This is a genomic window from Pseudomonas sp. Root401 (genome assembly GCF_001425105.1).
Lineage (GTDB): Bacteria > Pseudomonadota > Gammaproteobacteria > Pseudomonadales > Pseudomonadaceae > Aquipseudomonas > Aquipseudomonas brassicacearum.
The window spans coordinates 73982-98323 of record NZ_LMDO01000001.1; the positions used below are offsets into that span (position 1 = coordinate 73982).

Sequence of the window (24342 nt, forward strand, 5' to 3'; positions counted from 1 at the left end):
TTTTTCACGCGGTCGTGCTGAGACGGGTTTAATGGATTTCGGTAATGTCGGTTTAGTCGTTGCAGGCCTGGTGGTCGGTTTCATCGTTGGGATGACCGGCGTCGGCGGTGGTTCGCTGATGACCCCGATCCTGTTGTGGTTTGGTATCAACCCTGCGACGGCGGTGGGTACGGACCTGCTGTACGCAGCCATTACCAAGTCTGGCGGTGTCCTGGTTCATGCAAAAAATCGCAACATCGACTGGGCAATCACTGGCTGGCTGACGTTGGGCAGCGTGCCGGCGGTCGGCTTGACGCTGTGGTTCCTCAGCAGCCTGCACAGCTCCCCCGACGCCATGAACGCGGTGATCAAGCAAGCCTTGGGCTTCGTGTTGTTCGCCACCGCCCTGGCAATCCTGTTCAAGAAGCGCCTGCTGCAATTCGCCCACGACCGCGCTGGCGGCCACTACAATCCCTCCGGTTCGCGCCTCAATGTGCTGACGGTCATCACCGGCCTCGTACTGGGTACGATGGTCGCCTTGACCTCCATCGGTGCCGGCGCCCTGGGTACTGTCGCGCTGTTCATCCTCTACCCGTTCCTGGTCACCAAGCGTCTGGTGGGCACCGAGATCGCCCACGCCGTACCGCTGACCCTGGTGGCTGGCCTGGGCCATGCGAGCATGGGCAACATGGACTGGCATATCCTGGGTTTCCTGCTGATCGGTTCGTTGCCGGGGATCTACCTGGGCAGTCACTTGTCGGGACGCATCTCCGACGAACTGCTGCGCCCGTGCCTGGCGGTGATGCTGGCGATGATCGGGTTCAAGCTGGCGTTCTAGAGCGGATCACCTCAAGTCCAATCGTGTGGGAGCGAGCTTGCTCGCGATAACGGAGTGTCAGTCTGCTCGATGTTGGCAGTCATGACGCTATCGCGAGCAAGCTCGCTCCCACAATCAGTCTCTCCCGACTTCAGCGCTCTCCTTGCAGTTGCGCAATGAACCCCCTCGCCTAAGCTTCAAGACAGGCAGGCGCAGTATTGAGCGACTCTCGCGGAACAATCGCCGCCCTGTGCAATCAGTACAGCGTAAATATCAAAAGGAGAGGCGCATGCTCATTCGGTCGTTGACCTTCGCTACCTTGCTGGCCATCGCCGGCCCCCTGTTCGCTGCCGATGGCGACTCGCCGCTGTTGGCGGACGCAGGCAAGTCACGTCCCCTTGTGGTCATCGCACCCAGCACGGTCGACCCTGCCTGGGTGGGCCTGAAAAAGGCCCTGGATGAGCCGGCAGGCAAGCAGGGCTTTTCCGAGCGCAACATGGTGCTCTATACCGTGCTCAATACCATTGGGCAGCGCGATGGCAAGGACCTGGATCCGCAAAGCACCATGGCGTTGATTCGCTCGCTCAAGCTGGGAGCCGGAGCGCAGACCAAGATCATCCTGGTGGGCAAGGACGGGGAGAAGAAGCTTGAGCATTCCGGGGCGATCGAGTTGAAAGACCTCTTCGACACCGTTGATAAACTGCCGGCGGCAGAGAAAGAAGCAACACCTCCAGCCCCACCACCCGCGCCAGAGCCTGCACCGACCAAGGATGCGAAAGGCACCAAGCCTGGCAAGGCCGCCAAGCCGGCGGCGCCGCCGAAGCCGCTGGATGATTGATTTCCAGTAACGACAAGGCTCCCCCCTGTGGCGAGGGAGCTTGCTCCCGCGGGGTTGCGCTATGTAGGAGCTGACGAGTGCAACGAGGCTGCGATCTTGTTTCAGGCAATTGAGTCGGAAGCGAAAGATCAAAAGATCAAAAGATCGCAGCCTTCGGCAGCTCCTACAGGCCCAGCGGTCTCGTCGCCCTCGCTATTGGCTATCCAACGCCATCAGGATCCGATGCGCCGCTTTCACCCGTTCTTCGATCGGGTAGTTTCTGTTCGCTAGCATGACGATCCCCATGTCCTTTCCGGGCACGAACGCCGCGTATGCGCCGAAACCGTTGGTAGATCCTGTCTTGTTGACCCAGGCGCCGTCTGGCGCTGGGCGGGGCGGGTTGAGCGGTTCGACTTTTTGTGGGGTCAGGGCCATTTGTGGTGTGTTGCCAGCGAGAAGGTCATCCAAGGTGAACGGAGCAGGGTAGAACTCCCAGCCCAGCCCCTGGTTCATCCCGCCAGCCTTGTAGAAACCTGTATGCGTCGTGGCAATCGCTTGCTTGAGATCCGCGTCCAGTTTTTCAGGTCGCAGGTTGGCCTCGAGGAAGCGCATCAGGTCCGATGAGCTGGTTTTCACTCCGTAGGCCTCGGAATCCAGGGCACCCGGTCCGACCCGGACGGGCTTGCCGTCTTTTGCATAGCCTTGGGCGTATCGGCTCAACTGATCCTGCGGCACCCGCACATAGCTTTGCTTGAGGCCCAGCCCTGGCATCAGCGTGCCCTCCATCACCTCGTCAAACGGCTGCCCCAGGCTGCGGGCTGCCAGATAGCCGAACAGGCCGATGCTCGGGTTTGAATAGAGCCGCTGGGTGCCGACCGGGTAGAGCGGTTTCCAGGTTGTGTAGTAACTGAACATCCGGTCCTGTTGGTCCGCCTCGGCGGGAAACTGCAACGGCAGGCCACCGGCGGTATAGGTGGCGAGGTTGAGCAGGCTGATGCCGTCGAAGGCGCTGCCGCGCAACTCGGGAGCGAAGCGACTGGCCGGGTCCGCCAGGGACAGCTTGCCCTGGGCCTGGGCATAGGCGCCGAGGGTGGCGGTGAAGGTCTTGCTGACGGAGCCGATTTCGAAGAGGGTCTGGTCGTTGACCGGCTTTTTCGTGTCCTTGGAGGCCACGCCGTAGTTGAAGTAATGGCGTTGACCGTTGTAGGTGACCGCCACGGCCATGCCGGCGATGTCCTGTTGCTTCATCAACGGTTGGATGACGGCATTGACTGTGTCTTCAATGCGCTCCTGGGCAAAGCCTGCGGGCGTCCCGCAGACCAGGAAAAAAGTCCCGGCGAGTATCGATCTGGCAATTTGCATGGTGCAGCGTTCTCGTTGGCCTTCCTAGAGTGGGGCAATCTAGGGCGTTTTTGGCTGCCCGGCAATCTGAGGCTATCGGACGGAGGCATGTTTCTGAGCGGTCTGACAGGGCTGCGGGAACCTTCCCACAAAACCGCCCGGTTTCCCGGCGCGACCGGACCTCAAGCCAAACCACACAAAGCGGCAGCCGCCGGGTAAACTTGCGCTCTTTCTAAAGGAGTTCATATGAGTTACTACCAGCCCGGCATTCTCGCCACCCCTGTTCCGCCTCAGGCCCGTCATATGTTTTTTGCCTTGGAATCGGTCGAGGCACTGCCGGCTGCGATAGATAAACTCCTGTTACTGCTCGATGGCCGGGTCGTGGTCGGCTTTGGCGAATCGCTGGTCCAGGCGCTGGGCGCCCAGGTCGAAGGCCTGCGAGCCTTTCCTGCGTTGGCCGGCGTGGGCGTGGACAACCCGTCGACCCAACACGCGCTGTGGTGCTGGTTGCACGGCGAAGACCGCGGCGAGCTGATGCACCGCAGTCGAGCCATCGCGGCGGCGCTGGCCCCGGCGCTGCGCCTGGTGCAGATGAACGAAACCTTCCGCCACATGACCGGCAATGACCTGACCGGCTACGAAGATGGCACCGAAAACCCTCACGACGAAGCGGCCATCGCCGCCGCCCTGGCCCAGGGCGCCGACGGGGTGCGCGGTGGCAGTTTCGCCGCGATCCAGCAATGGCAGCACGATCTGGATGGCTTCGCGGCGATGCAACCCCATGAACGCGACAACATCATGGGCCGGCGCCTGAGCGACAACGAAGAAATCGACGATGCGCCGGAATCGGCCCACGTCAAGCGCACCGCCCAGGAAAGCTTCGCCCCGGAGGCATTCGTGGTCCGTCGTTCCATGCCGTGGATCGAAGGCGACCGTGCGGGGCTGATGTTCCTGGCGTTCGGCTTTTCCCTCGATGCCTTCGAGGCACAACTGCGCCGCATGAGTGGCCTGGAAGACGGCATCACCGATGGCCTGTATCGCATGAGCCGGCCAATCACCGGCGGCTATTACTGGTGCCCGCCGCTGTTGGACGGACGCCTGGATCTGCGCGCCCTGGCCCGGTAAGCGCAACGGTTTGTGCAAAGCGTGACGTGAACGCTATTCTTGGGCCGGACGTCTATCCGTGGAATGGGGGAAGCAAACGTGGATAAAGTCATCGTCATCACCGGTGGCGGCCGCGGAATCGGGGCGGCCACGGCGCTGTTGGCTGCCGAGTTGGGCTATCGGATCTGCATCAATTACCAGTCCGATGAGAGTGCCGCGCAGGAGGTGCTCGAACAGGTCCGGGCCAAGGGCGCGCAGGCGATTGCCGTGCGGGCCGACGTGAGCATCGAAGACGAAGTGATCGGCCTGTTCGACCGGGTGGACGCCGAGCTGGGCCGAGTCACCGCCCTGGTGAACAACGCCGGCACGGTGGCGCACAAGTCCCGGCTCGATGAAATGTCCGAATTCCGCATTCTCAAGATCCTGAAGACCAACGTGCTGGGGCCGATTCTTTGCGCCAAGCACGCGGTGCTGCGCATGTCGCCCAGGCATGGCGGGCAGGGTGGCAGCATCGTCAACGTCTCATCGGTGGCCGCGCGCTTGGGCGCACCGGGGGAGTACGTCGATTACGCGGCCTCCAAGGGCGCGCTGGACACCTTCACCATCGGCTTGTCCAAGGAAGTGGCCGGCGAAGGCATTCGCGTCAACGCGGTGCGCCCCGGCTATATCTACACCGATTTCCATGCCCTGAGCGGCGACCCGGACCGGGTCAGCAAGCTGGAATCAGCGATCCCCATGGCTCGGGGCGGGCGTCCGGATGAAGTGGCCGAAGCGATTATCTGGCTGTTGTCGGACAAGGCTTCCTATGCGACCGGGACGTTTGTGGATCTGGGGGGTGGGCGCTGAGTCCTGGGGTGTCTGTTTTGGCCCTATCGCGAGCAAGCTTTGCTCCCACAGGGGACAGTGTTCCGATGTGGGAGCAAAGCTTGCTCGCGATGGCGGCCTGACAGACAACCCAAATTCAAAACGATCGAATAATCCGCCCCAACGTCTCCATGGCCTTTTCCGAGGCTTCGGTCCACGGGCTGCCATAGTTCAAACGGATGCAATTCCTGAAACGCCGGGTCGGTGAAAAGATCGGTCCCGGCGCGATGCTGATGCCTTGGGCCAGGGCCATCTGGAACAGCTTCAGCGAATCCATCTGCTCCGGCAGCTCCAGCCACAGGAAGTAACCGCCCGCCGGCTGGCTGACCCGGGTCTGGGCGGGGAAGTAGCGGGCGATGGCGGCGAGCATCGCGTTTTGCTGTTCCTCCAGGGCATAGCGCAGTTTGCGCAGGTGACGGTCGTAGCCGCCGTGTTGCAGGTAGTCGGCGATGGCGGCCTGGGCCGGCATCGAGGCGCACAACGAGGTCATGAGCTTGAGCCGTTCGATCTTCTGCGCGTAGCGCCCGGCGGCGACCCAGCCGATGCGATAACCCGGTGCCAGGCTCTTGGCGAACGAACCGCAATGCATCACCAAGCCTTCGGTGTCGAACGCCTTGGCGGGCTTGGGGGCCTGTTGGCCGTAATAGAGTTCGGCGTACACGTCGTCCTCGATCAGCGGCACCTGATGGCGGCGCAGCAACTCTACCAGCGCCTGTTTGCGCTCCTCGGGCATGGTCGCGCCCATGGGGTTCTGGAAACTGGTCATGCACCAGCAGGCCTTGATCGGATGGCGCTCCAGTGTCTGCGCCAGCACGTCCAGGTCGATGCCGTCGCGCGGGTGCACGGGAATTTCCACGGCCTTGAGCTTCAGGCGCTCCAGTACCTGCAGGCTGGCGTAGAACGCTGGCGCTTCGATTGCCACCAGGTCGCCGGGCTCGGTCACGGCTTGCAGGCACAGGTTCAAGGCTTCCAGGGCGCCGTTGGTGACCAGCAGCTCCTCCATGGGCAGCATCAACCCGCCGACCATGTAGCGCAGGGCGATCTGTCGGCGCAGTTGCGGGTTGCCTGGCGACATGTCCGTGACCACCATTCGCGGGTCCATGTCCCGTGTTGCGCTGGACAGCGAACGGGACAGCCGTTGCAGTGGGAACAGCATCGGGCTGGGGAATGCCGAGCCGAACGGTACGGTGGCCGGGTCCTTGATCGAGTCGAGGACCGAAAATACCAGCTCACTGACGTCGACTTCGGTGGACTCGTGGACCTGGCTGCTGATCGCAGGCTCAGAAAACGGGCTCGGCGCATGGGTGTTGACGAAGTAGCCGGAGCGCGGCCGGGCCCGGATCATGCCGCGTCGCTCCAGCAGGTAATAGGCCTGGAACACGGTGGACGGGCTGACACCGTAGGTCTGGCTGGCGTAGCGTACCGACGGCACGCGCTGACCCGGCCCCAGCATGCCCGAGCGGATCAGTTCGGCGATGTCGTCGGCAAATTTCTCGTAGCGTTTCATGGTGGGGCCCAGTCTCGAATGACGCGTGGTTTGCGCTTTTTACACTGTGGGAGCGAGCATGTGGGAGCAAAGCTTGCTCGCGATACAGGCGACACAAATCAACAGTAAGGTCGTGTCATCGTTCTTCGCGAACAAGCTTTGCTCCCACAGGCTTGCCCTCACAGGCTCGCTCCCACAGGTGCCCGGCATCTTAAAGCTTCAACGATTCATCGGTGCGACAAAACGGCTCTTGGCGATGCTGTAGATGCCCGGCTCGTCACTGTCGGCGACCTTGAACGTCATTTCCTGGGAGCCTTTACCGGGCCGTTCGCTGAGCATCGCCACCGACACCGGCACATCGACGATTTCCCCCGGGGCCAGGCTCAGTTGGGTCTTGCCTTGCAGGATGAAACCGTCGCCGTCCACCAGGGACAGGTGATAATCCTGGCGCTGTTGGGTCTTGTTGATGATTTTCAGGCTGTAGATGTTCTCGATCTGGCCTGCGCTGTTTTCGCGGAACAGGCCACGGTCCTTGCTGACATCCAGAGACACCATGGGCCGTTGCATCAGCGCCACGATCAGCGCGCCGATCATCACCAGCAGCACGGCGGTATAGCCGATCAGCCGAGGCCTGAGCAGGTGAGTCTTGCCGCCCTGCAACTGATGTTCGGAGGTGTATTTGATCAGGCCACGGGCGTAGCCCATTTTGTCCATGATCGAGTCGCAGGCATCGATGCAGGCCGCGCAGCCGATGCATTCCATCTGCAGGCCGTCGCGGATGTCGATGCCGGTGGGGCAGACCTGCACGCACATCTGGCAGTCGATGCAGTCGCCCAGGCCAATATTGGCCGGGTTTGCCTCGCGTTTGCGTGGGCCGCGGATTTCACCACGGGCCGCATCGTAGGAAATGGTCAGCGTGTCCTTGTCGAACATCACGCTCTGGAAGCGTGCATAGGGGCACATATGCATGCACACCGCTTCACGCAGCCAGCCGGCGTTGAGGTAGGTGGCTGCGGTAAAGAAAAGCACCCAGAACAGGCTCACGCCGGCCATTTGCAGGGTCAGCAGTTCTTCGGCCAGGGGGCGGATCGGCGTGAAGTACCCCACGAACGTCAGGCCGGTGAGCAGGCTGATGGCCAGCCACAAGGTGTGCTTGGCTGAGCGGCGCAAGAGTTTGTTCAGGCCCCAGGGCGCGGCCTGCAGCTTGATCCGCTGGTTGCGTTCGCCTTCGGTGATTTTCTCGCACCACATGAAGATCCAGGTCCAGGAACTCTGCGGGCAGGTGTAGCCGCACCACACGCGACCGGCAAACACGGTGATCGCAAACAGGCCGAAGGCGGCAATGATCAGCAAGGCCGACAGCAGGATGAAATCCTGGGGCCAGAAGGTCGCGCCAAAGATGTGGAACTTGCTTTCGGAAAGGTCCCAGAGCACCGCCTGGCGACCGCCCCAGTTCAACCACACCGTGCCGAAGAACAGCAAGAACAGAACCCCCGCACCGCTGATGCGCAGGGTACGGAACAAACCGGTGAAACTGCGGGTGTGGATCAGGTTGTCGGTGCTCCTGGCCTTTATCTTCGTTGGCGCAGGTTCATACGTCTGTATCAACTGGACGGGGATTCTATCGCTCATGGTCGGTCGCTCATCAGCCTCTATCTGGCCGGCGCACTATGACCATGGAACTGTTTGCATAACAGACTCAGGTGTTTCGATAAAAACCGGATCAGATGCCGCGAAACCCAGGCCCTGCGACACTTTGATGCACCCAAGGACGAGCGAACAACCCTTATGGCGAGGGAGCTCTCTCCCGCTGGGTTGTAGAAGCTGTGTAGGAGCTTTGTAGGAGCTGCGTAGATGCTGTGTAGGAGCTGTGTAGGAGCTGCGTAGATGCTGTGTAGGGGCTGTGTAGGAGCTGTGTAGGAGCTGTCGAGTGCAACGAGGCAGATCAAGATCAAGATCAAGATCAAGATCAAGATCAAGATCAAGATCAAGATCAAGATCAAGATCAAAAGATCGCAGGCTTCGCCAGCTCCTACAGAGCCCAGCGGGAGCAAACTCCCTCAGATCGCCGAGCCGCTGTCGCTGGCCTTCAGGTGCTTGCGCCCGTCGACCGCGCCGGCCACGGTCAGTGCATCGGCTTCGGCCTCGGTGATGTAGACCCGGTCGCCATTGAGCTCCACGACCGACATGGCCTTGTCCGGGTCGGTGATGATGGTCAGCTCGCTGGCGGGGCGCTGTTCGGTGCCGTTGGGGGTTTCGAAATGGCAGGTCTGGTTGTCATCGATACGGACAGTCATGGTGTTCCTCCTTCTGGGGTCATGAACGTTAGGTCGCGCGGCCAAGCCAGGGTTCGTGGCGGCTGATCAGCGGTCAGGCGCACCTCTGGCGTCGCCTGCGGTCCATCGTTTATCGACTGGAAAAGAGGATGGTCCATGGACGCCTGGTGGCATGAAGTCTGGGTAACCCTGCAGGCGGAATTCGCCGATATCACCGATGCCCAGCATATGACCCGGGTCATGGTGCGCCTGCTCATGGCCGCGCTGCTGGGCGGCATCCTGGGTTTCGAGCGCGAACACAAGGGCAAGGCTGCCGGTGTACGGACCCACATGCTCGTGGCCCTGGGGGCGGCGCTGTTCGTCTTGGTGCCACAGATGTCCGGGTCCCAGGCCGACGCGATGAGTCGGGTGATACAAGGCGTGGTCGCCGGCATCGGTTTTCTCGGCGCCGGCACCATCCTGAAAAACACCGACGGCGACGAAGGTCACGTCAAGGGCCTGACCACCGCTGCGGGCCTGTGGATGACCGCCGCCATTGGCGTCGCCGCCGGCTTGGGGCGAGAGGCGACGGCGGTGCTCAGCACGGTGCTGGCGCTGGCGATCTTCAGTGTGATGCCGGTGATCGTCCGGGCGCTGGAGAAGGGCGACAAGCCGTGACGCGGCTATGAGCCTGCAAACACAACAGGTTTTTTATTACTACGCTTGAATCAAACCCGTTCCGGCGGCGCCTCGCTCGGCGGGTCGCCCAGCGGCGGTTGGGGGTCCAGTGGCGGGTCTTTCTCTGGAATCGGCTCGGGATCAGGGCCGGGCGGGGGTAAGGTGGGGTCGTCGATGTTCGGGTCGGGTGTTTCGGCCGGGATCGGAATATTCATCGGGACGGGTCTCCGTGACGCACATGGCTTGAGTCGTGCTTATTGTTGTTGACCGCCTTGCACCGGCTTTGATCCCCGGATGCATCGGGGTAAATCCCTCTGAACTTTTAGCCGTTGATTCGGTTCGGAGTTTAAGTGAGTTTTTTCAGGGACCCGTTGGGCCTTTACCGCCACAAGCGCGTCCATGGGGCGTAAAAGGAGCGATGCTCGATGACTGCCGAACACCCGACTGAACTGGCCTGCAACCCGCATTTGCCGCTGTCCCAAGCCTTGCTGTTGCCGCGTATTGCTATTGAAAACACCATGCCGGTGATCGACGGCGGACAATTCGCCGCCAAGGCCGTGGCTGGGCAGGACGTGACAGTGACCAGCAAAGTCTTCGCCGATGGTCATGACAAGCTGGCCGTGCGCATTCGCTGGCGTGCGCTGCAGGATGAAGTGTGGAACAGCGAGGTTATGAGTGACCTGGGCAACAACGGCTGGCAGGGCCAGTTCAACGTGCCGGAACAAGGTCGCTATGTGTTTTGTATCGAGGCCTGGATCGATCAGTTCGCCAGTTTTCGCTACGAGCTGGAGAAGAAATTCGGTGCAGGGGTACCGATCAGCCTGGAGTTGCAGGAAGGGCGCAGCCAAGTGCAAATGGCCGTCGAGCGCAGCACGGGTGAACTGAGCGAGCAACTGGCTGCCTTGCACCATGAGCTCTCCGGCTTGTTGCCGACCGAGCAGGTGGCGCTGTTCCTGGCACCGCGCAGTGCCGATCTGATGTCTCGGGCCGATCATCGCCCGTACTTGAGCATCAGCCCCGAGTATCCGCTGGATGTGGAGCGCCAGCTGGCCGAGTTTGCCAGCTGGTATGAGCTGTTTCCCCGCTCGATCACCGACGATCCCCGGCGCCACGGCACTTTCAACGACGTGCATTCGCGCCTGGCGGTGATCCAGGACATGGGCTTCGACGTGCTGTACTTCCCGCCGATCCACCCCATCGGTCGCAGTTTCCGCAAAGGCCCGAACAACTCCCTCACCGCCGGTCCCGACGACCCGGGCAGTCCGTATGCCATTGGCAGCGAGGAGGGTGGGCACGAGGCCATTCACCCGCAATTGGGTAGCCGCGAGGACTTCCGGCGCCTGGTGGCGGCGGCCGCTGACCACGGCCTGGAGATCGCCCTGGACTTCGCGATCCAGTGTTCCCAGGACCACCCCTGGCTCAAGCAGCACCCGGGCTGGTTCAGCTGGCGGCCGGACGGCACGATCAAATATGCGGAAAACCCACCGAAGAAATACCAGGACATCGTCAACGTTGATTTCTACGCGGCCGATGCGATTCCCAGCCTGTGGGTGGAGCTGCGGGACATCGTGGTGGGCTGGGTCAAGGAAGGCGTGAAGATATTCCGCGTCGACAACCCTCACACCAAGCCGCTGCCGTTCTGGCAATGGCTGATCGCCGATGTGCGAGCCCAGTACCCTGAAGTGATCTTCCTGGCTGAAGCGTTCACCACCCCGGCGATGATGGCGCGGCTGGGCAAGGTCGGTTACTCCCAGAGCTATACCTACTTCACTTGGCGCAACACCAAGGCTGAGCTGGCGACCTACTTCAGTGAGCTTAATGAATCGCCGTGGCGTGAATGCTACCGGCCGAATTTTTTCGTCAACACGCCAGACATCAACCCGGCCTTTCTTCATGAGTCGGGGCGCGCCGGTTTTTTGATCCGCGCGGCCCTGGCAACCATGGGCTCGGGCCTGTGGGGCATGTATTCGGGTTTCGAGCTGTGTGAGTCGGCACCGGTGCCGGGCAAGGAGGAATACCTCGATTCGGAGAAATACGAGATCCGCCCCCGGGACTTCACCGCGCCGGGCAACATCATTGCCGAGATCGCCCAGCTCAACCGCATCCGCCGGCAGAACCCGGCGCTGCATACCCACCTGGGCCTGAAAATCTACAACGCCTGGAACGACAACATTCTCTATTTCGGCAAGCGCACCGCCGACGGCAGCAATTTCATCCTGGTGGCGGTGAGCCTTGATCCGCACAACCCGCAGGAAGCCAGTTTTGAGTTGCCGCTGTGGGAGATGGGCCTGCCCGACGACGCCCAGACCCAAGGCGAGGATCTGATGAACGGACATCGCTGGAGCTGGTACGGCAAGTACCAGTTCATGCGGATTGACCCGGCGTACCAGCCGTTCGGGATTTGGCGGATCAGCGTGGCGTGATGCGCACTCCCACAGGCGCTGCCTAGGAGCTGCCTAGGAGCTATGTAGGAGCTATGTAGGAGCTGTGTAGGAGCTGTCGAGTGAAACGAGGCTGCGATCTTGCCCCAGACACTTGAATCTCAAGCGAAAGATCAAAAGATCGCAGGCTTCGCCAGCTCCTACAGGGGGATAAAGCCCTCCGCCACAAAAAGACCTCACAAGCCTGTATCCCGCGGCTTTATTGAATTCATCAGGAGTTGCAAATGGCGAAGAAACCCCGGTCTGCCACCTTCATCAAAGATCCGCTCTGGTACAAGGACGCGGTGATTTACCAAGTCCACGTAAAATCCTATTACGACTCCAATAACGACGGGATCGGTGACTTTCCCGGCCTGATCGAAAAGCTCGACTACATCGCCGATCTGGGCGTCAACACTATCTGGCTGCTGCCATTCTATCCTTCGCCCAGGCGCGACGACGGTTATGACATTGCCGAATACCGTGGCGTCAGCCCCGACTACGGCACCATGGCCGATGCGCGGCGGTTCATTGCCGAAGCCCACAAGCGCAACCTGCGGGTGATCACCGAGCTGGTCATCAACCACACCTCGGACCAGCACCCCTGGTTCCAGCGCGCGCGCAAGGCCAAGCCGGGTTCGAAGGCGCGGGACTTCTACGTCTGGTCCGATGACGACCACAAGTACGACGGCACGCGCATCATCTTCCTCGACACCGAGAAGTCCAACTGGACCTGGGACCCGGTGGCGGGCCAGTACTTCTGGCACCGCTTCTACTCCCACCAGCCCGACCTCAACTTCGACAACCCGCAGGTCATCAAGGCGGTGTTGTCGGTGATGCGCTACTGGCTCGACATGGGCATCGACGGCCTGCGCCTGGACGCCATCCCGTACCTCATCGAGCGCGACGGCACCAACAACGAAAACCTGCCCGAGACCCATGACGTCCTGAAGCTGATCCGCGCCGAGATCGACGCCAACTACCCCGACCGCATGTTGCTGGCCGAAGCCAACCAGTGGCCGGAAGACACCCAGTTGTACTTCGGCGATGTCGACGCCCAAGGGATGAACGGTGACGAATGCCACATGGCCTTCCACTTCCCGCTGATGCCGCGCATGTACATGGCGCTGGCCCAGGAAGATCGCTTCCCTATCACCGACATCCTGCGCCAGACCCCGGAGATCCCCGCCAATTGCCAGTGGGCGATTTTCCTGCGCAACCACGATGAGTTGACCCTGGAGATGGTCACCGACAAGGAGCGTGACTACCTGTGGAACTACTACGCCGCCGACCGTCGGGCGCGCATCAACCTGGGTATTCGTCGGCGCCTGGCGCCGTTGGTGGAGCGCGACCGTCGTCGCGTCGAGTTGCTCAACAGCCTGCTGCTGTCGATGCCTGGCACGCCGACGCTGTACTACGGCGATGAAATCGGCATGGGCGACAACATCTACCTCGGCGACCGCGATGGCGTGCGTACGCCGATGCAGTGGTCCATCGACCGCAACGGCGGTTTCTCCCGCGCCGACCCGGCCAGCCTGGTGCTGCCGCCGATCATGGACCCGCAATACGGCTACCAGTCGGTCAACGTCGAGACCCAGGCCGGCGACCCGCACTCGCTGCTCAACTGGACCCGGCGGATGCTGGCGGTGCGCAAGCAGTCCAAGGCCTTCGGCCGTGGCACGTTGAAGATGCTCTCACCGAGCAATCGCCGGATCCTGGCTTATACCCGCGAATACACCGGGCCCGACGGCAAGCACGAAATCATCCTCTGCGTGGCCAACGTGTCCCGCAGCGCCCAGGCTGCCGAACTGGATCTGTCGACCTACGCCGGCATGGTCCCGGTGGAGATGCTCGGCGGCAATGCCTTCCCACCCATTGGCCAGTTGAACTTCCTGCTGACCCTCGCGCCGTACGGTTTCTATTGGTTCGCCCTGGCAACCGAGAACCAGATGCCGAGCTGGCACGTGGAACCGGCCCAGAGCCTGCCGGACTTCACCACCCTGGTGCTGAAAAAACGCCTGGAAGAATTGCTCGAAGCGCCATCGCGCACCACGCTGGAGCAAACCATCCTGCCGAGCTGGTTGCAGAACCGGCGCTGGTTCGCCGGCAAGGACAGTGCGATCGAGAAGGTCGAGATTGTCTATGGCGTGCGCTTTGGTGACCCGCAGCACCCGGTGCTGCTCAGCGAAATCGATGTCACCAGTGGCGGCCAGACCCTGCGTTATCAGCTGCCGTTCGGTCTGCTCGCCGAAGACCAGGTCGGTGCGGCGTTGCCGCAGCAACTGGCGTTGTCGCGAGTACGTCGGGTGCGTCAGGTGGGACTGATCACCGATGCATTCAGCCTGGAAAGCTTCGTGCGCGCCGTGCTGCACAGTATGCAGGCCGCCACGGTGCTGCCGTTCGCCGAAGGTGAGTTGCGCTTCGAGCCCACCGAAGGCCTGGCCGCGCTGAACCTGGGGGATGAGCCAGAGGTGCGTTACCTGTCCGCCGAACAGTCCAACAGTTCGGTGGTGGTGGGTAGCAGCCTGGTGCTCAAGCTGATTCGCAAGGTCGCCTCGGGTGTGCACCCGGAACTGGAAATGAGCGCTTACCTGACCGCTGCCGGTTTCAGCAATATTTCACCGCTGCTGGGTTCGGTGGTTCGCCGCGACGCCCAGGGTGAAGATGCGCTGCTGATGATTGCCCAGGGCTACTTGAGCAATCAGGGCGACGCCTGGGAATGGACCCAGAACAACCTCGAACGCGCCCTGCGCGATGAGCTGGCGGACGCCGTGTCCGAGCAGGAGCAGCATTACAACGCCCTGGGCGAACTGAAGGATTTCGCCGGCATGCTCGGCCAGCGCCTGGGGGAAATGCACCAGGTATTGGCCCAGTCCACCGACGACCCGGACTTCGCGCCCCAGGCTACCAACGCCAAGCAAGCCCAGGCCATCGGCAAGGACGTGGCCGCCCAAGTGGAAAACGCCTTGCGCCTGCTCAAGCAGAACCAGGGCCAATTGAACCCCGCGGACCAGGCCATGGTCGCACGCTTGCTGGAGCACAAGAAAACCGTCCTGGCCCATGTCCAGACGCTGGCCGGCAAGGCTGAGGGAGGCTTGCGCATTCGTGTCCACGGTGACCTGCACCTGGGGCAGGTGCTGGTGATCAAGGGCGATGCCTACCTGATCGACTTCGAAGGTGAGCCGGCGCGGCCATTGCATGAACGACGGGGCAAGCACAGCCCCTATAAGGACGTCAGTGGCGTGCTGCGTTCCTTCGATTATGCGGCAGCCATGGCGATTCACTTGCACACCGTCGACAGCACGGCCGATGCCGATGCGGCGCGGCAACGGGTCGCCGATCGTTATCTGAAAGAGGCTCGCCAGGCATTTGTCGAGGCATATCGGCTGGCGGCAGCTAGTCTTGCCCATGAGTGGAAGGATGCTGAAGGCGAAGACGCCGCGCTGGCGTTGTTCGGCCTGGAGAAGGCGGCCTATGAAGTGGCCTATGAAGCCGAGAATCGCCCCACCTGGCTGCCCGTGCCGTTACACGGTCTGGTCGGGTTATTGAGTGGGCTGCAACCCTTTTCCGACGTAGCCGGACCGATTTAGTGGAGAGAATCATGAGTGTCTCGAACAAAGAACCACAGGGGCAGGCCAAAGAGTCGTTGCTGCCGGCGCCCCATGACATCGACGCGCTGGTGCGCGCCGAACACCACGACCCGTTTTCCATCCTGGGGCCTCATGGCGACGACGCCGGCGGCCAATTCATTCGCGCGTATCTGCCCGGAGCCCTGAGCGTGCATGTGCTGGCCCGTGATGACGGCGAAGAGCTGGGGGAGCTGCAACCCACCGCAACCCCGGGACTGTTCGTCGGCCATTTCGACCGTGCCCAGGCGTATTTGCTGCGCACCCGTTGGGCTGGCGGCGAGCAGGTTGCCGAAGACCCCTACAGCTTCGGTCCGTTGCTGGGGGAGATGGACCTTTACCTGTTTGGCGAGGGCAATCACCGCGATCTCAGTTCCTGCCTCGGTGCGCAACTGACCACCGTCGATGGCATCGACGGCGTGCGGTTCGCGGTCTGGGCGCCGAATGCCCGGCGCGTTTCGGTGGTCGGGGATTTCAACGTCTGGGACGGGCGTCGGCATCCGATGCGCATCCGTTATCCGTCCGGCGTGTGGGAGATATTCATCCCCAGGCTAGGTGCCGGTGAAGGTTACAAGTATGAAATCCTCGGCGCCCACGGGATTTTGCCGCTCAAGGCCGACCCGGTGGCCCTGGCCACGCAGATGCCGCCAGACACGGCTTCGAGAGTCGCCTCACCCCTGAAGATCGAGTGGCAGGACGACGAGTGGATGCAGCACCGTCGCGAGCGGCAGCTCCCGGGGGCGCCGCTGTCGATCTACGAATTGCACGCCGGCTCCTGGCAGTGCGAAATCGACGAGGCGGGGGAGGTGGCCCGGCAATACAACTGGCATGAAATGGCCGAGCGGCTGATCCCGTATGTCCAGGACCTGGGCTTCACCCACATCGAGCTGATGCCGATCATGGAGCACCCGTTCGGCGGTTCCTGGGGCTATCAGCCGTTGTCGCAATTCGCGCCGACGGCACGCTTCGGTTCGCCGGACGATTTCGCGGCGTTCGTCAACGCCTGCCACCAGGCCAATATCGGCGTCATCCTCGACTGGGTACCGGCGCATTTCCCCACCGACACCCACGGCCTGGCCCAGTTCGACGGCACCGCGCTGTACGAATACGGCAACCCGCTGGAAGGCTTCCACCAGGATTGGGACACGCTGATCTACAACCTGGGCCGCACCGAAGTGCACGGCTTCATGCTGGCGTCGGCGCTGCACTGGCTCAAGCATTTCCACGTCGATGGCCTGCGGGTGGATGCCGTGGCCTCGATGTTGTACCGCGACTATTCGCGCAAGGCCGGTGAGTGGGTGCCCAACCGCCATGGTGGTCGGGAAAACCTCGAAGCCATCGATTTCCTCCGGCACCTCAACGATGTGGTGGCGCTGGAAACCCCCGGTGCGCTGGTCATCGCCGAAGAGTCCACGGCGTGGCCAGGCGTCAGCCAGAGCACCCAGCAGGGCGGCCTGGGTTTTGCCTACAAGTGGAACATGGGCTGGATGCACGATTCGCTGCACTACATCCAGCAAGACCCGGTGTACCGCGCCCATCACCATAACGAACTGAGCTTTGGCCTGGTGTATGCCTGGTCCGAGCGCTTCGTCCTGCCGATTTCCCATGACGAAGTGGTTCATGGCAAACGCTCGCTGATCGACAAGATGCCCGGTGACCGCTGGCAGAAATTCGCCAACCTGAGGGCCTACCTCAGCTTCATGTGGGGCCATCCCGGCAAGAAGCTGTTGTTCATGGGCTGTGAGTTTGGCCAATGGCGCGAGTGGAACCACGACCAGCAGTTGGACTGGTACCTGCTGCAATACCCTGAGCACCGTGGTGTGCAGAAACTGGTGAGCGATCTGAACCGTCTGTATCGCGAAGAACCGGCGCTGCATGACCAGGATGATGCGCCCCAGGGTTTCCAGTGGCTGATTGGCGACGATGCGGTCAATAGCGTCTACGCCTGGCTGCGCTGGAGCAAGGAAGGCCGGCCAGTGCTGGTGGTCGCCAACTTCACACCGGTGCCGCGCGAGGCCTACCGGGTCGGCGTGCCGTTCGGCGGGCGCTGGGTCGAACTGCTCAACAGCGATGCCGACACCTACGCCGGTTCCAATTATGGCAATGGCGGTGGTGCCTCCACCGAAGAAGTGCCCAGCCATGGCCAGGCGCTGTCGCTGGAACTCAACTTGCCGCCATTGGCGGTATTGATCCTGCGGCCGGAGGGTTAGTCGCGAGTCTTGCCATGCAACCCTGTGGGAGCGAGCCTGCTCGCGATGCGGTCTGCCTGAGAAGGTTATGTGGATGTGCCGCCGTCATCGCGAGCAGGCTCGCTCCCACAAGGGATATTGCCCGCTTTAGCGAACCAGGCACGGCCGCTTGTTGTTGAACGTCCAGCCTGGAATCAGGAACTGCATCGCCACCGCATCGTCCCGCGCGCCAAGGCCCATGCCTTTGTACAACTCATGGGCCTTGGCCAGTTGGTCGGTGTCCAGCTCAATCCCCAGCCCCGGTTTTTTCGGCACCTGCACGCAACCGCCCTGGATCTGCAAGGGCGCCTTGGTCAGCCGCTGGCCGTCCTGCCAGATCCAATGGGTGTCGATGGCCGTGATGTCGCCCGGTGCGGCGGCGGCCACGTGGGTGAACATCGCCAGGGAAATGTCGAAGTGGTTGTTGGAGTGCGAGCCCCAGGTCAGGCCCCATTCATTGCACATCTGCGCCACCCGTACCGAACCCTGCATGGTCCAGAAGTGCGGATCGGCCAGGGGAATGTCCACGGACTGCAAGGTGATGGCGTGGCCCATCTCGCGCCAGTCGGTGGCGATCATGTTGGTGGCGGTCTTCAGGCCCGTGGCGCGGCGGAACTCGGCCATGACCTCGCGGCCCGAATAGCCGTTCTCGGCACCGCAAGGGTCTTCGGCGTAGGCCAGTACTTTGTGCTGGTCGCGGCACAAACGGATCGCTTCCTTGAGTGACCAGGCGCCGTTCGGGTCCAGGGTAATGCGTGCCTGGGGGAAGCGCTCGGCCAGCGCCGTGACCGCTTCGATCTCTGCGTCTCCCTGAAGCACGCCGCCCTTGAGCTTGAAGTCCTGGAAACCATAGTGAGCGTGGGCGGCCTCGGCCAGGCGCACCACGGCGTCGGCGTCCAGGGCCTTCTCATGGCGTACGCGGAACCAGTCATTGTCGGCGTCCGGCTCGCTGCGGTAGGGCAGGTCGGTCTGTTGGCGATCGCCGAGGTAAAACAGATAGCCGAGCATCTTCACTTCATCGCGTTGCTGGCCTTCGCCAAGCAGCGCCGCGACCGGTACGTCCAGGTGTTGGCCGAGCAGGTCCAGCAACGCCGCTTCGAGGCCGGTCACCGCGTGGATGGTGATGCGCAGGTCGAAGGTCTGCAGGCCACGGCCGCCGGCATCGCGGTCGGCAAAGGCGTGGCGCACGGTGTTGAGGATCTTCTGGTATGTGCCGATGGGGCTGCCGACCACCAGCGAACGGGCGTCTTCGAGGGTCTGGCGAATGCGCTCGCCACCGGGTACTTCGCCCACGCCGGTGTGGCCGGCATTGTCCTTGAGGATGACGATGTTGCGGGTGAAGAACGGGCCATGGGCGCCGCTGAGGTTCAGCAACATGCCGTCGTGGCCGGCCACGGGCACGATCTGCATGCTGGTGATGATCGGGGCTTTGCTGGTTTCTGGGGTGCTCATCTGTATTTATCCTTGAACAATCGAATGATCAGGCGTGGCTGGCGGCCGGGTTGGCTGGCGTCGTGACTGCGTTGGGTTTGGGTGTATTACGTGCGGCAAATACGATGATCGCGGCAATGATCGACGTGGCCGCCAGGCCATAGAGGCCGCCCTGGATCGAGCCGGTGTGCTGTTCCAGCAGGCCGAACGTGGTCGGGGCGACGAACCCACCGAGGTTGCCCACCGAGTTGATCAGGGCAATTACCCCTGCGGCGATCCGGGCGTCCAGGTAAGCCTGGGGAATTGGCCAGAACAGCGACGACGCCGACTTGAAACCCAGGGCCGCGAAGCAGATGGCGACGAAGGCGAAGATCGGCCCGCCGGTGGTGGACATGAACATCCCGGCTGCCGCGATCAACAAGGCTGCGGCGACCCAGGCCTGTTGGAATTTCCACTTGGCCGACAGCGAAGCGAAGGCGTACATGCCGACGATCGACAGCAACCACGGGATCGAGTTGAACAGCCCGACCTGGATGTCACTCAGTTCGCCCATTTTCTTGATGATGCTCGGCAGCCAGAACGTGGCGGCATAGATCGTCAATTGGATGAAGAAGTAGATCAGGCAAAACAGGATGATCTGGCGGTCCTTGAGCAGTTGGCCGATGGACAGTTTGATCGGCGAAGCGGCTTCCCGTGCGCGCTGTTCATCGTCGATGGTCTTGACCAGCACGTCTTGTTCTTCACGGCTCAACCATTTGGCGTCGTGGGGCTTGGAGTCCAGCCAGAACCAGACGAAGACGCACAGGCCGACGGAAAACATCCCTTCAATGAAGTACATCCACTGCCAGCCGTGCATGCCCAGGCCGTTGATTTGCAGCAGCAATCCCGACAGCGGGCCGGAGATCAGCGATGCAATGGCCGAGCCGCTGAGGAAGATGGCGATGGCTTTGCCGCGTTCGACACCGGGCAACCAGCGAGTGAAGTAGTAGATCACCCCGGGGAAGAAACCGGCTTCGGCCACACCCAGCAGGAAGCGCAGGATGTAGAAGTGGGTTTCGTTCTGGATGAAGGCCATGCCCGCGGCCACCAGGCCCCAGGTGAGCATGATGCGGGTCAGCCAGATGCGCGCGCCGATTCGTTGCAAGAGGATGTTGGACGGAACTTCGAACAGCGCATAGCCGATGAAGAACAGGCCGGCACCAAAGCCATAGGCCGCAGCACCGATGCCCAGGTCGTGCTCCATATGGGCGCGCACGAAGCCGATGTTCACGCGGTCGATGTAGTTGACGATAAACATGATGACGAACAGCGGCAGGATGTGGCGCTTGACCTTGGCGATGGCCGACAGCAGCACCGGATCCGCTCCGGCATTTGCCTTGAGGCTGGATGTGTTCACTGGTTTTTCTCCCACTCGTTATTTTTATGCGGGGCATCGTGCAGGTGTCGATGTTGATAGACATCATACAACTTGATTTTTTTGAGTGACAACACATTTTTTAGCGCGAATGGATGGGCGGTCAGACTTGTTGTTACTGCTTTTATTGGGTGTTGTTGGAGTTTTTGACTGTGCGCAGGGGGCTCGGCGCGGCAGAATTCGAGGCTTTCTTGGCGTTGATATTCGAAGTAAATAGCCAGAATCGGTGTGTTGTCATACAAGTTCGGCGTTCGGTAATACTCACTCTCAAGCCTGCTGATGATAGGATCGATCAGCCTGTTTTCGAGGAACCCTGGCGATGCAAGACACCGAAGCGCCGCTGCGCAAGCGTACCCACAACCTGGCCCATGACCTGGTGGCGAAGCTGAGCCAGAGCATCTTGCTGGGGCAGTTGAAACCCGGGGAAAAACTGCCATCGGAAGGTGCCATCGTTCGCGAGCATGGCGTCAGCCGGACCGTGGTGCGCGAGGCGATTTCCAAGTTGCAGGCTTCGGGGCTGGTGGAGACTCGCCACGGCATCGGCACCTTTGTGCTGGCGCAAACCGGCGAGCCTGGGTTGCGGCTCAATGTCGACACTGCGGCGGGTGTGCGGGCAATCCTGGAGCTGCGCCTGGGCCTGGAGACCCAGGCGGTGGCATTGGCGGCCCAGCGCCGCAGCGAACACCAGTTGCAGCAGATGCGCCAGGCGCTGGATGACTATCAGCGGTTGTCCAGTAACAACGATAGCTGTGTCGAGGCCGACCGGCGCTTCCATCTGCTCATCGCCGAAGCCACGGACAACGCCTGTTTTGTCGAAATCATGCAGCACCTGGGCAGTGCGATGATCCCCAGGACCCGAGTGAACGTGGCCGAACGCGGCCAGGCGGACCTGGGCAAGCTGGCACAACTGGCCAACCTCGAGCATGAGGCGATCTTCAACGCCATCAAACGCCAGGACCCGGACGCCGCCCGCGCCGCCATGTGGCTGCATCTGACCAACAGCCGCGACCGGTTTGGCGCGGGTTCCTGACGGCTCATCGTCGCCTGACCCACCGCCATCGCGAGCAAGCTCGCTCCCACAGTGGATCTGTGGTGCTCTGGGGTTCTGTGCTCACCGCCAATCCCCTGTGGGAGCGAGCCTGCTCGCGATGAGGCCGGTAGGCCGTGCTCAAAACCAGCAGGCAAAAAAAACCGGCGCAACCGAGATTGCGCCGGTGGTGGTGCCAGTGGCTGCGCGGATATTCGTGGGGCCGCGCAACCACCGTTGAACCTGTGTCGGTTATGCCCGTTCCAGCGCCAGGGCCACGCCTTGGCCGCCGCCGATGCACAGTGTCGCGAGGCCTTTCTTGGCGTCGCGCTTGATCATTTCATGTAGCAGCGACACCAGGACTCGGCACCCCGATGCGCCGATAGGGTGGCCCAGGGCGATGGCGCCGCCATTGACGTTGACCTTGTCCATGTCCCATTTCAGTTCCCGGGCCACGGCCAGCGATTGGGCGGCGAAGGCTTCGTTGGCTTCGACCAGGTCCAGTTGATCCAGCGACCAGCCAGCCTTGTCCAGGCAGCGGCGGGTGGCCGAGACCGGGCCAATGCCCATGATGGCCGGGTCGACGCCGGCATTGGCGTAGGCACTGATTTTCGCCAGCACGGGCAGGCCCAGGGCCTTGGCTTTTTCCGCGCTCATCAGGATCACCGCGGCGGCGCCATCATTCAGCGAAGACGCGTTGCCAGCGGTGACGCTGCCATCCTTCTTGAAGGCAGGCTTGAGCTTGCCCAAGGATTCGGCGGTCGTACCGGCGCGCGGTTGCTCGTCGGTGGCGAACGCCACAGCATCGCCTTTGCGCTGGGGAATCAGGATCGGCGTGATCTCATCGGTGAACCGACCGCCCTCGATGGCGGCGACGGCCTTCTGCTGGGACGCGGCAGAGAAAGCGTCCTGCTCCTCACGGCTGATGCCGTACTTGTCCACCAGGTTCTCGGCGGTGATGCCCATGTGGTAATCGTTGAAGGCGTCCCACAGGCCGTCGGTGATCATGCTGTCGATCATCTTCGCGTGGCCCATGCGCAGGCCGGTGCGGGCGGCCGGCAACACGTACGGGGCCAGGCTCATGTTCTCCATGCCGCCGGCGATGATGACGTCGGCGTCGCCACAGCGGATCGCCTGGGCGCCCAGGTGCAACGCCTTGAGTCCCGAGCCGCAGACCTTGTTCAGGGTCAGCGCCGGCACCGCATGAGGCAGGCCGGCCAGGATCGCCGCCTGGCGAGCCGGGTTTTGCCCGGAGCCTGCGGTCAGCACCTGGCCAAGAATCACTTCATCGACCTGTTCACCCGACAAACCGGTCTGTTCCAGCAGGCGACGAATCACCGCGGCACCGAGTTCCGGCGCGGGAATGGAAGCCAGCGAACCCTGGAAACTGCCGATGGCGGTACGGGTAGCGGCGACAATCACGACTTCTTGCATCGAATCTCTCCTCACTGGGCAGCGAATTGCATTTCAGGCACATGGTCCGGCACGATCAATTTGCCGGCGGTCTTGGCGACGATTTCCTCGACGCTGACGCCCGGGGCGCGTTCTTTCAGGATGAAGGCGCCGTCCTGGATTTCCAGGTAGGCCAGGTCGGTCAGCACCCGCTTGATGCAACCGGCGCCGGTCAGTGGCAGGCTGCAACGCGGGAGCAGTTTCGACTCGCCGTCCTTGGACGCATGGGTCATGGTGACGATGATGTTCTCGGCACCAGCCACCAGGTCCATCGCGCCGCCCATGCCCTTGACCAGCTTGCCGGGGATCATCCACGAGGCGATGTTGCCTTCGACATCCACCTCGAACGCGCCGAGCACGGTCAGGTCGATGTGGCCGCCACGGATCATGGCAAACGATTCGGCCGAAGAGAAGATCGACGCGCCAATGCGCGCGGTGACGGTCTGCTTGCCGGCGTTGATCATGTCGGCATCGACTTCGGCTTCGGTGGGAAACGCACCCATGCCGAGCAGGCCGTTTTCCGATTGCAGCATGACTTCCATGCCTTCGGGAATGTAGTTGGCGACCAGGGTCGGAATGCCGATGCCCAGGTTGACGTAGTAGCCGTCCTGCATTTCGCGGGCGACGCGTTGAGCCATTTGTTCGCGGGAAAGTGCCATGTTGTTATTCCTTCATTCGGGCCGGGGGCAGGGGATCACTTACGCACGGTGCGCTGTTCGATGCGTTTTTCGAACGTGCCGCAAATGACCCGGTCGACGTAGATGCCAGGGGTGTGGATCTGCGTCGGGTCCAGCTCGCCGGGTTCGACGATTTCTTCGACTTCCACCACTGTGATCTTGCCCGCCGTGGCGGCCAGCGGATTGAAGTTCTGGGCGGTGTGGCGATAGATCACGTTGCCGAAATGATCGGCCTTCCAGCCTTTGACGATGGCGAAGTCGCCGGTGATGGATTCTTCCATCAGGTACTGGCGGCCATGGAATTCACGCACTTCCTTGCCTTCGGCCACCGGGGTGCCGACGCCGGTGGCGGTGAAGAACGCCGGGATGCCTGCGCCACCGGCGCGCATTTTTTCGGCGAGGGTGCCTTGGGGGGTGAGTACGACTTCGATTTCACCGCTGAGCAGTTGCTTCTCGAACAGGGCGTTTTCGCCCACGTAGGAGGCGACCACCTTGCGGATCTGCCGGTCTTCCAGCAGCACGCCGAGGCCGAAGCCGTCGACGCCGCAGTTGTTGGACACCACGGTGAGGTCGCGGATGCCCTTGCGCTTGATCTCGGCGATCAGGTTTTCCGGGATACCGCACAGGCCGAAGCCGCCGGCGATGACGGTCATGCCGTCCTTCAAGCCTTCCAGCGCTTCTTCATAAGAACTCACGCGTTTGTCGAAACCTGCCATAGACACCTCT

General features: G+C 62.1%; 20 protein-coding genes. 9 read left to right on the forward strand and 11 right to left on the reverse strand.

What is annotated here, in order from left to right; translation table 11 throughout:
• Nucleotides 1-31 precede the first annotated feature (31 nt).
• Entirely contained in the window at nucleotides 32-817 is a 786-nt protein-coding gene (locus tag ASC85_RS00365; RefSeq protein WP_057447799.1) for a sulfite exporter TauE/SafE family protein, read from the forward strand.
• A 268-nt stretch (nucleotides 818-1085) separates the two neighbouring features.
• Nucleotides 1086-1634, forward strand: a complete 549-nt coding sequence (locus ASC85_RS00370; protein WP_057447800.1) for a DUF4174 domain-containing protein — start codon at nucleotides 1086-1088, stop codon at nucleotides 1632-1634.
• Nucleotides 1635-1826: 192 nt separating this feature from the next.
• Here the strand turns inward: ASC85_RS00370 and ampC are convergent, their stop codons facing one another.
• Nucleotides 1827-2975, reverse strand: coding sequence for a class C beta-lactamase (gene ampC / locus ASC85_RS00375; protein WP_057447801.1), 1149 nt, complete (start codon nucleotides 2973-2975; stop codon nucleotides 1827-1829).
• A 225-nt stretch (nucleotides 2976-3200) separates the two neighbouring features.
• On the opposite strand from ampC, the gene ASC85_RS00380 reads away from it, so the two are divergent.
• Together ASC85_RS00380 and ASC85_RS00385 are read left to right on the forward strand one after the other, a co-directional pair.
• Nucleotides 3201-4079, forward strand: a complete 879-nt coding sequence (locus ASC85_RS00380) for a Dyp-type peroxidase (protein WP_057447802.1) — start codon at nucleotides 3201-3203, stop codon at nucleotides 4077-4079.
• A 78-nt stretch (nucleotides 4080-4157) separates the two neighbouring features.
• The gene (locus tag ASC85_RS00385) at nucleotides 4158-4904 is read left to right on the forward strand and encodes an SDR family oxidoreductase (protein WP_057448212.1); all 747 of its coding nucleotides are present in this window, start codon (nucleotides 4158-4160) and stop codon (nucleotides 4902-4904) included.
• 115 nt (nucleotides 4905-5019) lie between these two features.
• Here ASC85_RS00385 and mapR read toward each other — a convergent pair whose 3' ends face one another.
• The 3 genes from mapR to ASC85_RS00405 all read right to left on the reverse strand — a co-directional run bounded on the left by mapR (nucleotide 5020) and on the right by ASC85_RS00405 (nucleotide 8705).
• The gene (gene mapR, locus ASC85_RS00390; protein WP_057447803.1) at nucleotides 5020-6429 is read right to left on the reverse strand and encodes a GntR family transcriptional regulator MpaR; all 1410 of its coding nucleotides are present in this window, start codon (nucleotides 6427-6429) and stop codon (nucleotides 5020-5022) included.
• A 198-nt stretch (nucleotides 6430-6627) separates the two neighbouring features.
• Nucleotides 6628-8040, reverse strand: coding sequence for a cytochrome c oxidase accessory protein CcoG (ccoG, locus tag ASC85_RS00395; RefSeq protein WP_057447804.1), 1413 nt, complete (start codon nucleotides 8038-8040; stop codon nucleotides 6628-6630).
• Nucleotides 8041-8468: 428 nt separating this feature from the next.
• Nucleotides 8469-8705: a DUF3203 family protein gene (locus ASC85_RS00405; RefSeq protein ID WP_003200097.1), complete on the reverse strand. Its 237-nt coding sequence runs from the start codon at nucleotides 8703-8705 to the stop codon at nucleotides 8469-8471.
• Between the two features lie 135 nt (nucleotides 8706-8840).
• Between ASC85_RS00405 and ASC85_RS00410 the strand changes: the two genes are divergently transcribed.
• Nucleotides 8841-9341 carry an MgtC/SapB family protein gene (locus ASC85_RS00410; protein ID WP_057447806.1) on the forward strand — a complete coding sequence of 167 codons (501 nt, stop codon included), beginning with the start codon at nucleotides 8841-8843 and terminating at the stop codon, nucleotides 9339-9341.
• 50 nt (nucleotides 9342-9391) lie between these two features.
• Here the strand turns inward: ASC85_RS00410 and ASC85_RS32555 are convergent, their stop codons facing one another.
• Nucleotides 9392-9556 carry a hypothetical protein gene (locus ASC85_RS32555; RefSeq protein ID WP_013692690.1) on the reverse strand — a complete coding sequence of 55 codons (165 nt, stop codon included), beginning with the start codon at nucleotides 9554-9556 and terminating at the stop codon, nucleotides 9392-9394.
• 210 nt (nucleotides 9557-9766) lie between these two features.
• On the opposite strand from ASC85_RS32555, the gene ASC85_RS00415 reads away from it, so the two are divergent.
• The 3 genes from ASC85_RS00415 to glgB all read left to right on the forward strand — a co-directional run bounded on the left by ASC85_RS00415 (nucleotide 9767) and on the right by glgB (nucleotide 17597).
• On the forward strand, nucleotides 9767-11764 hold the full coding sequence (locus tag ASC85_RS00415; RefSeq protein ID WP_057447807.1) for an alpha-1,4-glucan--maltose-1-phosphate maltosyltransferase: 1998 nt from the start codon (nucleotides 9767-9769) through the stop codon (nucleotides 11762-11764).
• Between the two features lie 242 nt (nucleotides 11765-12006).
• Complete coding sequence (gene treS, locus ASC85_RS00420; protein WP_057447808.1) at nucleotides 12007-15351, forward strand: maltose alpha-D-glucosyltransferase; 3345 nt, start codon at nucleotides 12007-12009, stop codon at nucleotides 15349-15351.
• A gap of 11 nt (nucleotides 15352-15362) precedes the next feature.
• Complete coding sequence (glgB, locus tag ASC85_RS00425) at nucleotides 15363-17597, forward strand: 1,4-alpha-glucan branching protein GlgB (RefSeq protein WP_057447809.1); 2235 nt, start codon at nucleotides 15363-15365, stop codon at nucleotides 17595-17597.
• A 126-nt stretch (nucleotides 17598-17723) separates the two neighbouring features.
• On the opposite strand, the gene gudD is transcribed toward glgB, so the two are convergent.
• The 3 genes from gudD to ASC85_RS31975 are packed head-to-tail and all read right to left on the reverse strand — an operon-like array spanning nucleotide 17724 to nucleotide 20702.
• The gene (gene gudD, locus ASC85_RS00430) at nucleotides 17724-19067 is read right to left on the reverse strand and encodes a glucarate dehydratase (protein ID WP_057447810.1); all 1344 of its coding nucleotides are present in this window, start codon (nucleotides 19065-19067) and stop codon (nucleotides 17724-17726) included.
• A gap of 28 nt (nucleotides 19068-19095) precedes the next feature.
• Nucleotides 19096-20442, reverse strand: coding sequence for an MFS transporter (locus tag ASC85_RS00435; protein ID WP_057447811.1), 1347 nt, complete (start codon nucleotides 20440-20442; stop codon nucleotides 19096-19098).
• Nucleotides 20439-20702: a hypothetical protein gene (locus ASC85_RS31975; protein ID WP_156395596.1), complete on the reverse strand. Its 264-nt coding sequence runs from the start codon at nucleotides 20700-20702 to the stop codon at nucleotides 20439-20441. Before ASC85_RS31975 ends, ASC85_RS00435 begins: the two co-directional genes overlap by 4 nt.
• 77 nt (nucleotides 20703-20779) lie before the next feature.
• Here ASC85_RS31975 and ASC85_RS00440 point away from each other — a divergent pair, with 77 nt between their 5' ends.
• Nucleotides 20780-21490 carry a FadR/GntR family transcriptional regulator gene (locus tag ASC85_RS00440; protein ID WP_003200113.1) on the forward strand — a complete coding sequence of 237 codons (711 nt, stop codon included), beginning with the start codon at nucleotides 20780-20782 and terminating at the stop codon, nucleotides 21488-21490.
• 249 nt (nucleotides 21491-21739) lie between these two features.
• Here the strand turns inward: ASC85_RS00440 and ASC85_RS00445 are convergent, their stop codons facing one another.
• From ASC85_RS00445 to ASC85_RS00455, 3 genes are read right to left on the reverse strand one after another with little or no spacing between them, the layout of a single operon-like run.
• Nucleotides 21740-22921, reverse strand: coding sequence for an acetyl-CoA C-acetyltransferase (locus tag ASC85_RS00445; protein ID WP_057447812.1), 1182 nt, complete (start codon nucleotides 22919-22921; stop codon nucleotides 21740-21742).
• An 11-nt stretch (nucleotides 22922-22932) separates the two neighbouring features.
• Nucleotides 22933-23598, reverse strand: coding sequence for a CoA transferase subunit B (locus ASC85_RS00450; RefSeq protein WP_003180355.1), 666 nt, complete (start codon nucleotides 23596-23598; stop codon nucleotides 22933-22935).
• A gap of 35 nt (nucleotides 23599-23633) precedes the next feature.
• The gene (locus ASC85_RS00455; RefSeq protein ID WP_003200117.1) at nucleotides 23634-24332 is read right to left on the reverse strand and encodes a CoA transferase subunit A; all 699 of its coding nucleotides are present in this window, start codon (nucleotides 24330-24332) and stop codon (nucleotides 23634-23636) included.
• Nucleotides 24333-24342 lie beyond the last annotated feature (10 nt).

What these genes read in the sequence shown, in the direction of transcription:
- ASC85_RS00365 (WP_057447799.1), top strand. Translation starts at nt 32, where the DNA reads ATGGATTTCGGTAATGTCGGTTTAGTCGTTGCAGGCCTGGTGGTCGGT.
- ASC85_RS00450 (WP_003180355.1), bottom strand. Translation starts at nt 23,598, where the DNA reads ATGGCACTTTCCCGCGAACAAATGGCTCAACGCGTCGCCCGCGAAATG.
- ASC85_RS00455 (WP_003200117.1), bottom strand. Translation starts at nt 24,332, where the DNA reads ATGGCAGGTTTCGACAAACGCGTGAGTTCTTATGAAGAAGCGCTGGAA.
- ASC85_RS00380 (WP_057447802.1), top strand. Translation starts at nt 3,201, where the DNA reads ATGAGTTACTACCAGCCCGGCATTCTCGCCACCCCTGTTCCGCCTCAG.
- ccoG (WP_057447804.1), bottom strand. Translation starts at nt 8,040, where the DNA reads ATGAGCGATAGAATCCCCGTCCAGTTGATACAGACGTATGAACCTGCG.
- ASC85_RS00405 (WP_003200097.1), bottom strand. Translation starts at nt 8,705, where the DNA reads ATGACTGTCCGTATCGATGACAACCAGACCTGCCATTTCGAAACCCCC.
- ASC85_RS00445 (WP_057447812.1), bottom strand. Translation starts at nt 22,921, where the DNA reads ATGCAAGAAGTCGTGATTGTCGCCGCTACCCGTACCGCCATCGGCAGT.
- ASC85_RS00410 (WP_057447806.1), top strand. Translation starts at nt 8,841, where the DNA reads ATGGACGCCTGGTGGCATGAAGTCTGGGTAACCCTGCAGGCGGAATTC.
- ampC (WP_057447801.1), bottom strand. Translation starts at nt 2,975, where the DNA reads ATGCAAATTGCCAGATCGATACTCGCCGGGACTTTTTTCCTGGTCTGC.
- treS (WP_057447808.1), top strand. Translation starts at nt 12,007, where the DNA reads ATGGCGAAGAAACCCCGGTCTGCCACCTTCATCAAAGATCCGCTCTGG.
- ASC85_RS32555 (WP_013692690.1), bottom strand. Translation starts at nt 9,556, where the DNA reads ATGAATATTCCGATCCCGGCCGAAACACCCGACCCGAACATCGACGAC.
- gudD (WP_057447810.1), bottom strand. Translation starts at nt 19,067, where the DNA reads ATGAGCACCCCAGAAACCAGCAAAGCCCCGATCATCACCAGCATGCAG.
- glgB (WP_057447809.1), top strand. Translation starts at nt 15,363, where the DNA reads ATGAGTGTCTCGAACAAAGAACCACAGGGGCAGGCCAAAGAGTCGTTG.
- ASC85_RS00415 (WP_057447807.1), top strand. Translation starts at nt 9,767, where the DNA reads ATGACTGCCGAACACCCGACTGAACTGGCCTGCAACCCGCATTTGCCG.
- ASC85_RS00370 (WP_057447800.1), top strand. Translation starts at nt 1,086, where the DNA reads ATGCTCATTCGGTCGTTGACCTTCGCTACCTTGCTGGCCATCGCCGGC.
- mapR (WP_057447803.1), bottom strand. Translation starts at nt 6,429, where the DNA reads ATGAAACGCTACGAGAAATTTGCCGACGACATCGCCGAACTGATCCGC.
- ASC85_RS00440 (WP_003200113.1), top strand. Translation starts at nt 20,780, where the DNA reads ATGCAAGACACCGAAGCGCCGCTGCGCAAGCGTACCCACAACCTGGCC.